At 71.1% G+C, this 14,347-nt stretch carries 9 protein-coding genes; 4 read left to right on the top strand and 5 right to left on the bottom strand.

Features of this window, described 5'->3' with window-relative positions:
- Nucleotides 1-36: 36 nt before the first annotated feature.
- Entirely contained in the window at nucleotides 37-1,596 is a 1,560-nt protein-coding gene (locus tag DB32_RS29275; protein ID WP_053235940.1) for an ABC transporter permease, read from the bottom strand.
- 144 nt (nucleotides 1,597-1,740) lie between these two features.
- Here DB32_RS29275 and DB32_RS29270 point away from each other — a divergent pair, with 144 nt between their 5' ends.
- The 3 genes from DB32_RS29270 to DB32_RS29260 all read left to right on the top strand — a co-directional run bounded on the left by DB32_RS29270 (nucleotide 1,741) and on the right by DB32_RS29260 (nucleotide 6,287).
- The gene (locus tag DB32_RS29270; protein ID WP_157069523.1) at nucleotides 1,741-3,405 is read left to right on the top strand and encodes a hypothetical protein; all 1,665 of its coding nucleotides are present in this window, start codon (nucleotides 1,741-1,743) and stop codon (nucleotides 3,403-3,405) included.
- On the top strand, nucleotides 3,402-3,869 hold the full coding sequence (locus DB32_RS29265) for a hypothetical protein (RefSeq protein WP_053235938.1): 468 nt from the start codon (nucleotides 3,402-3,404) through the stop codon (nucleotides 3,867-3,869). The genes DB32_RS29270 and DB32_RS29265 overlap by 4 nt, the downstream gene beginning before the upstream one ends.
- Before the next feature lie 84 nt (nucleotides 3,870-3,953).
- Complete coding sequence (locus DB32_RS29260; protein ID WP_053235937.1) at nucleotides 3,954-6,287, top strand: lytic transglycosylase domain-containing protein; 2,334 nt, start codon at nucleotides 3,954-3,956, stop codon at nucleotides 6,285-6,287.
- Here DB32_RS29260 and DB32_RS29255 read toward each other — a convergent pair.
- Together DB32_RS29255 and dnaJ are read right to left on the bottom strand one after the other, a co-directional pair.
- Nucleotides 6,265-7,038, bottom strand: a complete 774-nt coding sequence (locus DB32_RS29255; RefSeq protein ID WP_053235936.1) for a patatin-like phospholipase family protein — start codon at nucleotides 7,036-7,038, stop codon at nucleotides 6,265-6,267. The genes DB32_RS29260 and DB32_RS29255 overlap by 23 nt on opposite strands.
- Nucleotides 7,035-8,099: a molecular chaperone DnaJ gene (gene dnaJ, locus DB32_RS29250; protein WP_053235935.1), complete on the bottom strand. Its 1,065-nt coding sequence runs from the start codon at nucleotides 8,097-8,099 to the stop codon at nucleotides 7,035-7,037. Before dnaJ ends, DB32_RS29255 begins: the two co-directional genes overlap by 4 nt.
- Before the next feature lie 221 nt (nucleotides 8,100-8,320).
- Here dnaJ and DB32_RS29245 point away from each other — a divergent pair, with 221 nt between their 5' ends.
- Complete coding sequence (locus DB32_RS29245) at nucleotides 8,321-9,793, top strand: AgmX/PglI C-terminal domain-containing protein (RefSeq protein WP_053235934.1); 1,473 nt, start codon at nucleotides 8,321-8,323, stop codon at nucleotides 9,791-9,793.
- Between the two features lie 73 nt (nucleotides 9,794-9,866).
- Here DB32_RS29245 and DB32_RS29240 read toward each other — a convergent pair whose 3' ends face one another.
- Together DB32_RS29240 and DB32_RS29235 are read right to left on the bottom strand one after the other, a co-directional pair.
- The gene (locus DB32_RS29240) at nucleotides 9,867-10,580 is read right to left on the bottom strand and encodes a YqcC family protein (protein ID WP_169791600.1); all 714 of its coding nucleotides are present in this window, start codon (nucleotides 10,578-10,580) and stop codon (nucleotides 9,867-9,869) included.
- A gap of 38 nt (nucleotides 10,581-10,618) precedes the next feature.
- Nucleotides 10,619-14,245 carry an RHS repeat-associated core domain-containing protein gene (locus DB32_RS29235; protein WP_476707531.1) on the bottom strand — a complete coding sequence of 1,209 codons (3,627 nt, stop codon included), beginning with the start codon at nucleotides 14,243-14,245 and terminating at the stop codon, nucleotides 10,619-10,621.
- Between the last annotated feature and the right edge of the window lie 102 nt (nucleotides 14,246-14,347).

Raw genomic sequence — 14,347 nt, 5'->3', positions numbered from 1 at the left:
TAGCCCGACCCCCCGGAGCCGTCAAGGACGTTTTCGTCATTCGTAGCGAACGCCTTCCGCGGGCAGCAGACGCGCGGCCCACCAGCTCGGCAGGAGCGTCGCGACGAGGCAGATCCCCAGCGCGATCAGCACCGTCGTGCCGAACTCCGACATGCTCGTCCGCACCGGCACGTGGTCGATCAGGTACACGTGCGGATCGAGCGGGAAGCGATAGCTCTCGAGCCAGAACGAGACGCCTCCGCCGAGCGCGAGCCCGATCACGGTGCCCACCAGCCCGATGATCAGCCCCTGCACCAGGAACACGACGAGCACGTGCAGGTCGTGCGCGCCCATCGCCTTCAGGATCGCGATCTCGCGCTTCTTCTCGAGCACGATCATGATCAGCGTCGCGATCACGTTGAACGCGGCGATGAAGATGATCGTCGCGATCACCAGGCTCAGCATCACCTTCTGGATCTCGAGCGCGGTGAAGAGGTTGTGGTTGAGCTCCTGCCAGTCGAGCGTGTGGTACGGCCCGCCGCCCAACACGCGCTCGAGGCGACGCGAGATCGCCGGGGCCTGCTCGAGATCGTGCAGTCGGATCTCGACGCCCGTGACGCTGTCGCCGTGATCGAAGAACGCCTGCGCCTCGTAGAGATCGGCGTAGACGAGGCGCGAGTCGTACTCCTGGAAGCCCGCCTCGAAGACGCCGATCACGCGGAACTCGCGCGAGCGCGGGGTGCGCGCCTCGGCGTGGAACATCGAGGTGTCGAGCCCGGAGAGCGGGCTGATCACGCTGACGCGATCGCCGACGTGGAGGTCGAGCGTGCGCGCGAGCGTCGCGCCGACGACCACGCCCGGCAGTGACTCGGTCGGCGTGACCTGCGCCTCGGTGTCCTCGAAGAGCACGTCCTCCACCGGCCCGTCGGACACGCTGGTGTCGGTCCCTTCGAGCGCGGCCTCGGCCTCCTCGGGGGTCGGCACGCGCACGACCGGGAGCTCGTCGAGCGGCTCGTCGTCGTCGGGCGTCTGTTCTTCCTGGCTCGGCGCCGGCGCGCTCGCCGCGGACTCGGTCGCGCGCGCTGCGTCCTCGGGCGCGCTCCCGTCCGCGATGCGCTCGAGGAACGCATCGAGATCGAGGCCCTCGGTGCGCGCACCACCTTCGTCGTCGGGCCTCCGCGGCGGCGCGGCGCCCTCGCGACGCAGACCTTCGAGCGATCCGTCGACGAGCTGGGTCGGGAGATCGAGCACCGTGGGCATCGCGACCGGATCGACGCCCTTCACGAGCACGCCCGCGATGCGATCGCCGCGCGCGAGCATCATCTCGTTGATCACGAACGGCGCGGCGCCGGCGACCTCCGGCATCTCCATCGCGCGCGCCATCACGTCCTCGTACTCCTCGAAGTCGAGGCCGTACTTCATGACGAGCACGTGCGCGTTGACGCCGAGCACCTTGTTGCGGAACTCGACCTGGAAGCCGCTCGTGATCGACATGACGACGAGCAGCGCCGCGACGCCGAGCGCGACGCCCGAGACCGCGATGAACGTGATGACCGAGACGGTCTTCTTCTTCTTCGACCGCAGGTAACGCAGGCCGATCGTGAGGGCGTAGTCCATGCGGTGCGGACGCGCGGGTCCTCTATCACGCAGCGCCGGGCCGAGCCATCGCGGGCCCCGACCGAACGTGGGATCGCCGGCGAGAGAGGTCTCTCGGCGGGTGCTGGCCGGGCGAGGGCGACCGCCTATATGCTTGCTGTAGAGATGTACCTTCGCTTGGCTGGGCTGCTCGCGGCGTGGGTGGCGCTCGCGGGCTGCCACGAACGCACGACGCTCGATCTCGACGCGGGCCCTGCGGATGCGTCCCCACCGGGCGCGACCGGGCTCATCGAGATCGAAGGGCCGACCACGCTCGCGCTCGCGCCGGGTGAGCACGCGGAGTTCGTCGCGCGCTGGACCGACGCCGACGGCCGGCCGGTCGCGGTGCGCGACGTGTCGTTCGCGCTCGAGGGCATGGCGCGCGACTCGACGCTCTTCTCGCTCGGCGGGCGCACCGACGAAGAGGGTCGCGTCACCGGGATGGTCATCGCGGGGAGCGAGACGGCGACGTTCCGGCTGCGCGTCGTCGCGCCCGGCGCTCGCGCCGCGTACCTCGACGTCGCGGTGAGCGGCGACGGGTTCGGCAGGCTCGTGGTCGCCGTGGAGGGCGGCGACGGGCGCGACATCGCGCAGCGCACGGTGCTCGTGCACCAGTCGACCTCCGGGAGCGTGTCGTGCGAGGACGCGCTGACGCGGCGCGAGGCGGATCGCTCGCGCACGACCGACGCGCTGGGCGAGGCGGTGTTCGCGCCGCTGCCGGCGGCGCAGCGATTCACGATCGTCGCGCGCGCGACGAGCAGCGCGTCGGTGATCGTCGCGGAAGGGTGCGTCGCGGACGTGACGCTCGAGCCGACGGGCGACACGCGCGCGACGGTGACGCTCGTGCCGCGGACGCTGGGCATCGAGGGCGAGTACGACGCCGAGCTCGCGCTGCAGGCGGGGACTGCGCCGCGCGTCGCGGCCGACACGCTCGCGATCGCGCTCGAGGCGGCCGTCGTCGCGAGCGGCGGCGATGCGTCGATGATGCTCGACGCGCTCGAGTCCGCGTTGCGCGATCGCGGCGCGATCGCGGCGCTCTCCGCGCTCGAGGCCGCACGTGCGACGGGCACCGCCGAGCGCGACCTCGCGACGCGTCTGGTGGTGGAGGAGGCGAGCCTGGTCGGCGGCCTGCAGCTCGTGCTCGACGAGGTCGTCACGCTGCACGACGCGCTCGTCGTCGACGGCGTGCTCTTCGTCGCGGGCTCGATGGACGGGCCCGTCGCGTCGTTCACGCGCGGCGAGGTTCGCCTCGGCGACGCGGACGCGGAGCCCGTGATGATCGATCTGCGCGAGGTGGGCATCACCGCGCGAGCGCCCGCGAGCGTGCGCTGGACCGCGGAGACCGACGTGCTGCAGCTCGAGTCGATGCGCATCGAGCTGCCGATCGCGACGCTCCTGCTCGCCGGCATCGACGCGCTCGCTCGTGCGCGCGGCGTCGAGAGCGCGGGCGGGCTGATCGCGTCGCGCGGCGGCTGCGACGTGCTGCAGGCGTGGATCGCGGAGCAGGACGAGATCGGCGCTGCGTGCTCGGCGGAGTGCGCGACGGCGGCGTGCGACGCGGTCGGCGCCGCGGTGATGACGCTGGCGCGCGGCGCGACGGAGCCTCTCGATGCGCTGCGCGCGCGCGTCGTGCTCTCGGGACCGCTGACGAGCGAGGACGCCGACGGGAACCTCACGGTCGACGCGCTCCGCGCAGCGGCGCTGAGCGGCGCATGGCGCAGCGCCGACGGGCTCACCGGCGAGCCGATCGACGCGACGTTCGGCGGCGCGCGCATCTCGCCGCTGCCGTGAGCGACTCGCGTTATCCGCTCGAGGCCGCGCGCACGCTCCGCGCAGAGGAGCAGGAGGTCGCCGAGCGCGCGCTCGCTGCGGCGATCTCCGCGCACGACGCGGCCCAGCGCGCGAGAGAGCGCGCCGAAGAGACGCGGCGCGCGCACGCGGCCGAGACCGAGCGCGTCGCGCGCGAGGAGCGCGCCTTGGACGGGCGTACCGCGCTCGACCTGATGCGCCTCGAGGAGTGGATCGCGCGTCGTCGGCGCGAGGAGCGTACGCTGGCGTCGCGTGTGAGCCACGCGAGCGAAACGGAGCGAACGTCCGAGCGCGCTGTCGAGGAGGCGCGCGCCGCGCTGGCGACCGTGCGCGCCGAGCGTGAAGCGGTCGAGCGCCATCACGGCGCGTGGCTCGATGCGCGCCGCCGCACCGCGGAGCAGAAGGAACAAGACGAGGCCGACGAGCGCGCGTCGCGTCGTCGCTGAGCGCGGGAAGCGCGACGCGGGCCCGCGGTGTTGCAGCCGCGGGGAATTTGCTCGGTGGGATCTCGCTCCCTAGAGTGGCTCTGGATGGTCGGGGCTGCGTCGCGTCGCACGCTGCTCGGCGCGCTCGCCGCGCTGTGCGTGACGTGTCACTCGCAAGTGAGCCCCACACCGTCGCACGCCGACCCCGAGCCTGCGCCGCCCGAGAGCGCACCGTCGGGGTTCGATGCCGACGTGGCGCGTGTGGATCCCACGTGTGCGCTGGGCACGGCGCGCGCGCGCCTCGATGCGAACGATGCGGTCGAGGCCCGGCGCATCGCGCTCGCTGCGTCGGCGCGCGAGGGTGAGCCCGATCGCGACGCGTTGGTGTGGATCGCGGCGCGCGGCGCGGAGCGCGCAGGAGAAGTGCCGCGCGCCATCGAGGCGTGGTCGTCGATCGACGCTGCGACGCCGCTCGGTGGCTGGGCGCGGCTCGCGGCGGCGCGCGCGGCGCTCGAGACCGATCCGGCGACCGCCGCGACGCTGCTCGCGCCGCTGGGCGATCTCGACTTCCCTGCTCGCGACGAGGCGCGCGCGCTCGAAGCGCTCGCGCGCGCACGCGCCGGCGCGGAGGACGGAGACGCACGCCTGCGCGCAGCGATTCCGAACGCGCGCAACGCGACGCGCGTCGAGCTCGAGCGTGCGCTCGCGGACCTGCTCGCATCACGCGACGACGTCGCTGCGCGCGTCGAGGCGCTCTCGCTGCTGCGCGGGATCGACGCGCGCGGACCGAGCACGCGTGCAGGGCGCGAGGCGCTCGAGCGCGCGAACGAGGTGCTCGCGTCGCTGCCCGCGGAGCGCCGGCGCTCGCTCGCATCGCCCTCGATCGAGCAGCAGATCGCGCGCGCCGATGCCCTCGCTGCAGCGATGGACCACCAGGGCGCGGAGGACGCGTACGCCGCGCTCGTGCCGCGGTTGCGCGACGATCGTGCGCGTCGCTGCGACGTGCGTCTCGCGCAGGGACGCTCGATGTATCGCAGGCGCGCGCGCCGTGAGGCATCGACGCTGCTCGTCACCGTGGCCGACGAGTGCCGCGAGCACGAGGACGTGCGCGCGTGGGCGCGCTACTACGCGGCGAAGTCGTACTCGGCGCTCCAGGCGTACCCCGAGGCGATCGCGCAGTACGACGTGCTCGCCGAGGAGCTCCCCGGCCATCGCCTCGCCGACGACGCGCTGATCAACGCGGCGCGCCTCTCGGAGGAGCGCGCCGATCCCGACGGGATGCGCGCGCGTCTGACGCGCGTCGTGAGCGAGTTCGTCGGCGGCGACATGCGCGGCGAAGCGCGCTTTCTGCTCGCGTGGAACGCGCGGCGCGAGGGGCGCCTCGCGGACGCGCTGGCGCAGCTCGATGCGGCGCTCGCCGAAGGCCCGGGCGCGCACGAAGCGAGCGGGGAGGGCGCCGAGGACGTGCGCGGGCGCGCGGCGTACTGGCGCGGTCGCGTGCTCGAGCAGCTCGATCGAGCGAGCGATGCGGCGGCGCAGTACGAGGCGCTCGCGCGCGCGCTGCCTCTCGCGTACTACGCGCAGCACGCGGTCGCGCGGCTCGCGACGATCGACGCGGCGCGCGCGCGCGCGGTGATGCCCGCCACGAGCAGGTCGCTCCCGCCGCTTCGGTTCGCGCGCCGCGCGGAGCTCGATCGCCCGGCGTTCGCGCGTGCGGTCGCGCTCTTGCGCGCAGGGGAGATCACGTGGGCCGAGCGCGAGCTCGAGCACGCGGGACTGCTCGCCGCCGACGCGACGCCGGACGCGCTCTGGCTCGCCGCTGCGCTCCTCGATCGCGCGGGCGCGCACAGCAAGGCGATGGAGCTCGCCCGCCGTCGCCTGCGCGCGCCGCTCATGGCGTCGATGCCCGAGGGGCGCGCGCTCGCGCTCTGGCGCATCGCGTATCCGCGCGCCTATCACCCGCTGATCGACGACGCCGCACAGAACGAGGGCGTCCCCGCGTCGTTCGTGCGCGCGATCGCGCGCGAGGAGTCGAGCTTCCGACCCGAGGCGGTCAGCGTCGCGCACGCATACGGGCTCATGCAGATCATCCGACCGACTGCGCAGCGCGTCGCGCGTCCGCTCGGTCTGCCCAGCGATCCCGGCGCGCTGCGGACGCCCGAGGTCAACGTGCGCATCGGCGCGCGCTACGTGAGCGGGCTGCGTCGTCGCTACGACCCGCAGCACGCGCTCGTGCCCGCGGCGTACAACGCGGGCGAGGGCGCGGTCGACCGCTGGCTGCGCGAGCGCGGCGATCGCGCGCTCGACGAGTTCATCGAGGAGATCCCGTACGACGAGACGCGCCGCTACTCGCGACGCGTGCTGCAGACGTGGGGCATCTACTCGTGGCTCGACGAGGGACAGCTGCCGAGCTGGCCTACGACGCTGCCGGCGCGCTGACGATCGAGCCCTCGATCACGCGATCGAGCGCGACGCGCGTCGCATCACGCGCCGCTTTCATCGCGCGCAGACCTTCGCCGAGCCGATAGGGCCCCACGCGCGGGAGATCCTCGATCACCAGCGCGACGAGCCCCGCGCGCTGCGGCACCTCGAGCGCGGGATCGTTCTTCCGGCGCCACGGCGAGCGCGATGCGAGGTGATGGAAGAGCACGCGCTCGCGCTCGGGCACGCCGCGCAGCCCGGGCCGATCCGACACGCCGCCATCGACGAGCCAGCGCCCGTCCACGCGCACCGGATGGAACATCAGCGGCACCGCGCACGACGCATGGATCGCGGCCGCGAGATCGCCCGCGTCGATCACGCGGGTCCGGTTCCAGGCGACGTCGTGCGTCGAGATCGTGATCGGCACGCGCGCGCGCTCGAAGCGACGCGCCGGCAACATCGACTCGAGCTTCGCGCGGAAGAGCGCGCCGCGGAGGAGCCCCGCGCCGAGCCCGGGATCCCAGAAGTGCTCGCGTCGCAGCGCCTCGAGCTCGCGCCCGAGCGTCGTCGCGTCGACCCCCGAGGCCCACGCGCCCGCGACCAGCGCGCCCGCGCTCGACCCCGATGCGCGCGAAGGGACGAGCCCTTCGTCCTCGAGCACCGAGAGCACCCCCGTGTGCGCGAAGAACCCGAAGAACCCGGACGACATCGCGAGCGCGAAAGGCCCCTCGTGGAGCCACTCGCGCAGCGTCGGACGCGCGCGCGTCATCCTTCCTTGTCGAACGTCTCCTGCAGCTCGAGCAGGAGCTTCTTCGCCTTCGCGCTCAGCTTCTTCGGGACGTCGACCTGGATCACGCAGACCAGGTCGCCACGCCCGCGCCCGTCGAGGCGCGGGATGCCCTGGCCGCGCACCTTCACGTGCTCGCCCGGCTGCATGCCCGCGGGCAGCTTCAGCTCGGCCTCGCCGTCGAGCGTCGGGACCTTCAGCGACGCGCCGAGCGCGGCCTGGGTGAACGACACGTGCAGCTCGTGCAGCAGCTCGTTGCCGTCGCGCACGAAGCGCGGATCCGGCTCGATCTGCACCGTCACGTAGAGGTGGCCCGCAGGCCCGCCTTTGCGACCGGGCTGACCCTGCCCGGCGAGACGGAGGCTCTGGCCTTCGTCGATGCCGCCCGGGATCGCGACCTTCACCTTGCGCTCGACCGGGACCTCGGCGCGACCGCCGCACTCGGCGCACGCCTTCGTCGCGATGCGCCCCATTCCATGGCACGTCGGGCACGTCGTCCCGAGGAAGAACCCGCCGCGCGCGTGCGCGACCTGACCGGCGCCCTTGCAGGTCTGGCAGACCTGGACCTTGCCGCCTTCCGCGCCGGTTCCGTCGCACGCCGTGCACGGCGAGGGGAACTGCACGGTGACTTCCTTCTGCGCGCCGAACGCGGCTTCGGCCATCGTGAGCACCACGCCGGTGCGCAGGTCCGCGCCGCGCGTGGGGCCGTCGCGACGAGCGCGTCCGCCGCCGAAGCCGCCGCCGAACCCGAACAGATCGCCGAAGATCTCCTGGAAGCTGGAGAAGATGTCGTCGACGTTGCCGAACCCGGCCTGGCCCTGCAGGCCCTGGTGGCCGTAACGATCGTAGACGGCGCGCTTCTCCTGATCCTGGAGGACACCGTACGCCTCGCTCGCTTCCTTGAAGCGCTCCTCGGCGGTCGCGTCGCCGGGGTTGCGGTCCGGGTGGAGCTCGAGCGCGAGCTTCTTGTAGGCCTTCTTGATCTCGGCCAGCGTCGCGGTCCGCTCGACCCCGAGCACTTCGTAGTAGTCGCGCTTGGCCATGCTTTCTTTGGTCGCGAGGGCTCGGAAGAGGCCGGCCACGATAAGTCGGAAACGATTCCGGTCAAGCCGCACGGAACCCGCGCGAAAGAGCGGTGTCGGTACCCAGCGAGACGGGCGAGCGCGCGGACGCGAGCGGGCGAGAGCACCGCGTGCGCACGAGCCCCCGACCGGCGTGGCCGCCGGAAGGGACTGCTCCGTCTCGCGGAGGAGGTCGAGCGACGATGGCGCAGGCGAGCGAGCGCAGGGTGCAGGTCGTGATGAGCTGGGGCGGCAACCCGCAAGGCGAGGTCAGCGTGAAGGCGGGCCGCTGCGTCGTGATCGGCGAGCGCGCCGCGCACTTCCTGTTGCCGGCGGACGCGGGGATCGAGCGGTTCGCGCTCGTCGAGAGCGACGGGACGGGTGGGTTCCTGCTGCGTGTGCCCGCGGGCGCGCTCCTGCGTGCGTCGCGCGACGGCGCGGACGTGAGCGCGGAGGCGACGAGCGACGCGACGGGCGCGCGCTCGATCGCGCTCGATCCCGCGATGCGCGCAGAGATCGAGCTCGGCGCGTTCACGTTCTTCGTGCAGGAGGGCGCGCCCACGATCGAGCGCACGCCCATGGCGCGCCCCGACTTCGCGAGCTGGCGCTGGGCGGGCGTGTCGCTCGCGGTGCACGGCGCGTTCTTGTTCTCGCTGCTCTTCTCGCCGCCCAACGCGGGCGCGCTCTCGCTCGACCTCACGCACGATCAGCAGCGCTGGGTGCAGGTGCGCCTCGACGCGATGGCGCACGAGCGCGAGGAGGTGATCCCCGAGGTCGCGCTCCAGGACGCGACGCGCGGTGCGCAGTCGGGACAGCCTTCGCCCGGTGAAGAGGGCGCGGCGGGCGCGCCGGACGAGACACGCAGCACCGGAGGCGGCGTGCGCGTGCGTGGTGATCGCCAGGATCAGCGCGTCCCGCTCGATCGCCAGAGCGTCACGAGCGCGGGCGCGCTCGGAACGATCGCGGCGTTCACGCGCAGCATGAGCGCGGTGTCGTCGCCGTACGGCGCGGCGGACGCGATGGGCTTCGCGACGGATGACGCGTACGGCGCGCTGATGGCGGACCAGGCGGGCTTCTCGCGCGGCTTCGGCGGGCTCGGGATGAACGGCGTCGGTCGCGGTGGCGGATGTCTCCCGGGGCAGCCGTGTGGTCAGGGCACGATCGGCGTCGGCGGGCTCGGCGGGATGGGCTTCGGAACGTGCGGTCGCGAGACGTTCGAGCGCATCGAGTCGACGCAGGGCCACGCCGCGGCGGTCGCGCAGTGCGCACCGGGGATGGCGGGTGGTGACGTCGGGATCGGCCGTCCGGGTCGCGAAGGCCGTCCCTCCGCAGTGCCCACGCTTCGCTGCGCGCCGGGCCCCGACGGCCAGTGCGGTCAGGTCGCGGGCGGTCTCTCGCGCGAGCAGATTCGCTTGGTGGTCACGCGCAACCGCGGTCAGGTGCGCCACTGCTACGAGCAGGCGCTGCAGCAGCGCCCGGATCTCGCGGGGCGCCTGAGCGTCGCGTGGACGGTGCACCCGGAGGGACGCGTGACGACGGCGGTGGTCGGGAATGGCAGTGACCTGCGCAACGCCGAAGTCGAGCAGTGCGTGCTCCAGGCGGTGCGAAGGTGGCAGTTCCCGGCGACCGACGGGATGACGGCAGTGACGTACCCGTTCCTGTTCCAGACGAACTGAGCGCCGGACTGGGACGAGCTGGCCTCGGATCCGCGGGATCCGAGGCCAGCTCGCGCTCGTGGAGCCCACTCTCTCAGCGTCGCTTCACCAGCGGCCACCTCTTCACGTTGTCGATGAGCTCGGGCTCGACGAAGAGATGGTCGAAATCGCTGAGCGCATACATGATCGGCCAGTTCGCGCGCTCATGTGCAAGTGCACTGCCGAGATACGTCAGCGTGCTCGACTTGGGCAGCGTCGAGCCACCTGCGTCGATTTTTCTGATTCGCGGCAGGAATACGAACTGAAGCCACTCTACCGGAGTCATGGTGTCCGCCGCGAAAGGTTGTTGGAAGTTCATCCTCTCGCTTGCGATTGGTGTCGACGCCCACTGGTTCGCGTCTCGAATCGCGCGCTCGATGCGCTCCGCGCCGTCGCGAACATCGTCCATCGAAGGCGCCTTCGCAGTGAGCATCGTCTGCGCCGACCAGAACGCCACTTCGTTCCTGATCTGATCGTCAGTGGGCCAGTACTCGAAGTGGTTTCCGACCTCGATCATCCGGGCGGACATCTCCCGCCACTGGCCCTCCAGCGGGACCCCGGCCTCCGTGATCTCGCGGTGGATGACGAGGCCCATGCGATTGTGCTGGCGTTCGGAGTACTGCGGGGTACGCCCGCCTGCACACCATGCCTCGATCGTAGTGAGCGCCTCGACGAAGTAGTCGGACAGCGGCGGAACGACGAATCGGTCGCTTGCGCAGTATTCGCGGCAAATGTGCAGATTTCTCCAGAAATCGTCACGGGATCGCACGTGTTTCCATACTTGTCTGAATTGCATGTTCGTTCGCTTCAGTCGTTGTGTTCGAAGGGAGTTCGAGCGAGTAGGGTCGATCTTGTCGGTTTCGAGCCGTCGGGGTTGTTTCGGTAGGTCCGCTGGACGCCGCCCCCGTACGTCCAATGCCGCCTTGCCGGTCCCGATGGGGGCTTCTCAGACCATTCGTCATAGCATGCGGCTGCACGACCCTGAATGTACGGTTCGTCGCCGTTCGTCATCTCGCGCACGTTGAACGTCTTTGGCTCCATCCTGCCGGTGGACCGGTTGAAGCCTTGCTCGTGAACGCCAACGTCGTGCGGCGTCGTTCCCACGTCGGCATCGGCGAAGTACGAGCCCTCTCCCGAGTGCGCTTGCCATTGTCCCTGCACGGGTGCCTGCTCAGGTGGCGGTCCGACGAATACCGGATGCGTGAAGTCGAATCCGTTCTTCTCGCCCTGGTCCCATCGATCGCTGCCGATGAAGTCCTCGACCAATAGCTGGCGTGCCGCGACTTGGTCTGGGGAGGCACCGTCTGAAGCAGCGAGATCGAAGATTTCGCGGTCGAAGCCCGGGAGCATCGCGGCATGTCGAATCGAGTCCGACTGACGCGCCGCTTCTCCATGCCGCTGGTCGTAGACGGCGAGTCGGTCCGCGAGATCTCCCTGGACGATACGCGGAGGCGTGGTGCCTTCGGGCGAGCCCTGTTGGTAGCGGGGCGTGGGCGATTCGACGTCGGTGTCGGACGGTTCGACCGGCCGGCGAGCCGCTTCGCACATCAGTCCGCGGACGTCGACCTGGCGCAGCGGGTTTTCGGTGTACGCGTGAGTGTTGGTCCCGCCCGCGACACCCCACGGATCGCTTTGGAGATATCGGCCGAGCTCCGGCGAGTAATAGCGGAAACGGTTGTAGTGCAACCGAGTCTCCGCATCCCAGAAGTGCCCGGGGAAGCGGAACGGCTGGTGGAATTCGTGTCCGCCTTCGACGACGACTCCGTACGGCTCGCGTCGCGCCCACCAGACCGCTTCGCCCTGCTGATCGCGGATCAGCTCGGGTGTGCCTTGGTGATCGGCGAAGACGTAATAGCGCCGGCCGCTCTCGGGGGCTGACTCGATGTCCTCGTACTCGACGAAGAGCACGGGGACCATCGCGAAGTCATCGGCGTAGACGTAGATGCGGACTCGGCCGTCGGGGAGTCGCTCCGCGGCCAGACGATCTGTGTCCCACCAATACGTGCTCTCGCGCGTGTCGTGGCGCTTCTTCGTGCGGCGGCCGAGCGCGTCGTAGTGGGCGCGCCACGTGCTGCCGTCGGGAAGGTCGATGCGGACGAGCTGATCGCGCGCATCGTGATGGAATCGAGTCTCGCTGCCGTCCGGGCCCCGGCGTGCCGCGAGGTGATGGCGGTGGTCGTACTCGAAGGCGTCGCCATTCGCCGCATAGAGGCGATTGCCCTCGATCAGCGTGACGCCGCGCAGCCCCGGCTTCTCGAGGAGGTTGCCGGCGCCGTCGTAGACGTACCGACTCGGCTCCTCATCGCTCTCGTGGCGGACGCTCGCGACCTGATGAGCGACGTCGTGCTCGTAATGGATCGTGCCGCGAGCCGAGTCGCGGTTCGCGACGAGGTCACCCTCGCCGCCGTAGGCGTACTCGCGCGACCACGTGTCGCCCGAGGACGTCGACACCGCCTTTGCCAAGCAGCGGCCGTCGGGTGCGTATTGGACGAGCTCGCTCGCACCGTCGGCGAGCTCGCGCCGGAACACGCCCGGTGCGAGGCGGCGCAGTGTGTGTGCCGCGCCGGTCGGATCGATGATGCGAACCGAGCTCTCCGCCCCACGCTCGTATCGGATGTCGAAGCGGCCGAGCGTCCGGGTGTGGACCAGACGATCGCCGACGTAGCGGTGCTCGACGCCGAGCCCGTCTCGCCGATCCGCGATGCGATGGCCCCACGCGTCGTAGTCGAACGTGACTCTTCCGGCGTCGTTCTCGGCGACACGGTACCGACCGCGCCCGTCGTGCTCGAAGCGCTGGACGTCGCCAGTCGCGAGCTTCCGCTCGGCGAGCAAGCCAGTCGGAGCATAGGAGAGCTCGAGCAGGATGCGACCGAAAGCATCGCGCTTTGCGATCAGCCGATCGGCGAGATCGTACTCATACTGGTCGCGCGTCGTGCCGGCGCGACGAACCTCGACGAGGCGTTCTTTTGCGTCGTAGCGATACTCGCTCAGCGTGCCGCCGCCATCGAGCAGCGACGCGAGCTTCTCGGCCTTGGTGTATGTGAACCGTGTGGTACGGCCCAGCGGATCGCGCTCGAGGACGCGATGATTCCACGAGGCGTGCTCGCTCGTGTACGTGCGACCATCGAAGTCGGTGTAGCGACGAACGTTGCCGCTCGGGTCGTAGCCCCAAGTACGACTGGCACCATCGCGCTGCTGCGCGAGCAGAAGGCCCTGCTCGTCGCGTCGTTCTCGGACCGAAGCCAGCGCGAGCTCGTTCGCGGGTGTCCGAAGGAGCGAGCGCTCCGATGCGAGCCACGTGGTCTCCGGGAACGAGGTCGCCGCGTCGAAGGCGAGCTGCTCGAGGTCGCCGAGCTCCCACTGCAGCGCGCAGCCCGGGACGCGATGGGCGTCGGGCGGAAGCGCGTCGTCGGCCTCGGGCAGCGGGATTCGCCGTCCGCTCGGCTCGACGCGCGCGATCATCGCGCCGCGTGCGTCGTACTCGAACTGCGTCGTCGCGCCGGTCGGATCGACCTCGCGCACGATCCGACCTGCGCCGTCGCGCTCCCAGAAACGCACTCCGCCGAATGGATCGACGACCTGCAGGAGCGCGCCGCTCGGGTCGTATTGATAGAGCCACTCGCCTCCGCTCGCCTCGCGAACGACGGTCGCGCGCTCATGCGTGCGGTGCTCGAGCCGCACCTCGAGCACGCCGTCTTCGCCACTCGAGCGCACGCAGCGCCCGTCGCGGTCGTACTCGAACGAGAACGTATATCCGCGACGATCGACGGTGCGCTCGACGCGCCTCGACGAGTCGTACGCGAGCCGGAACGTCTGCTGGTAGGCGTCGCGGCCCTCGACGAGGCAGCCGTGCTCGTCGTAGCGATATCGGGTCAGCGCCTTGCCGCCTCGAGCCGCGTCGAGCAGGACGACCTGCACCAGATGCCCGCGCTCCCAATCGACGCGCAGGCGCCGGCCCGACGGGAGGACGATGGACGCGAGCTGGCCCAGACCGTCGTGCTCGAGCCGAACCGAGGCGCCAGCCTGGTCGATGCGAACGAGCCGCGCGAACGACGCGCTCGGTCCGCGCTCGAAATGACGCTCGGGCTCTGCGTGCCCGCGCACGACGAAATGTCGCGTGTCGATGCGCTCGAGCTCGAGCCCGCCGGCGACACCGACGATGCCGTCGGCGAACGCGTGGGGGAACGCGACCGCCGGATCGTGCGGTCGCCGGTAGAGCACCCCGTCGAGGTCCCACTCGAGCGCGTGGTCGAGCTCGTGCGCATGGCCCCACCCGAAGCCGCGATCCGTGTCCGATCGCGCGCTGTCGTACGAGCGGCGCCAGACGAACGGCACTGGCTCGTCGACGACGCGGAAATCGGCGACACGGTCGAGCACCGCGCCGGTGACCACGTCGATCGGATCTCCGACGAGGCCGGGCTTCGAGCCCGCCATGCATTCGCGACGCGAGTCGCTCACGACGGGCCTCCGGGGGAGCGGGCTGCGAGTTGCCGCGCGAACATGCTTGCCAATCGGCCGCTCGCAGCGGCCGTTGCG

Origin of the sequence: Sandaracinus amylolyticus (assembly GCF_000737325.1) — a bacterium.
In the GTDB taxonomy this organism is placed as follows: Bacteria; Myxococcota_A; Polyangia; order Polyangiales; family Sandaracinaceae; genus Sandaracinus; species Sandaracinus amylolyticus.
This window is presented reverse-complemented; position numbering and strand designations above follow the sequence as displayed.

Excerpts from the sequence above, each read along its gene's own strand:
- DB32_RS29275 (WP_053235940.1), bottom strand. The coding sequence starts at position 1,596 with ATGGACTACGCCCTCACGATCGGCCTGCGTTACCTGCGGTCGAAGAAG.
- DB32_RS29270 (WP_157069523.1), top strand. The coding sequence starts at position 1,741 with ATGTACCTTCGCTTGGCTGGGCTGCTCGCGGCGTGGGTGGCGCTCGCG.
- DB32_RS29260 (WP_053235937.1), top strand. The coding sequence starts at position 3,954 with ATGGTCGGGGCTGCGTCGCGTCGCACGCTGCTCGGCGCGCTCGCCGCG.
- DB32_RS29255 (WP_053235936.1), bottom strand. The coding sequence starts at position 7,038 with ATGACGCGCGCGCGTCCGACGCTGCGCGAGTGGCTCCACGAGGGGCCT.
- dnaJ (WP_053235935.1), bottom strand. The coding sequence starts at position 8,099 with ATGGCCAAGCGCGACTACTACGAAGTGCTCGGGGTCGAGCGGACCGCG.
- DB32_RS29245 (WP_053235934.1), top strand. The coding sequence starts at position 8,321 with ATGGCGCAGGCGAGCGAGCGCAGGGTGCAGGTCGTGATGAGCTGGGGC.
- DB32_RS29235 (WP_476707531.1), bottom strand. The coding sequence starts at position 14,245 with ATGGCGGGCTCGAAGCCCGGCCTCGTCGGAGATCCGATCGACGTGGTC.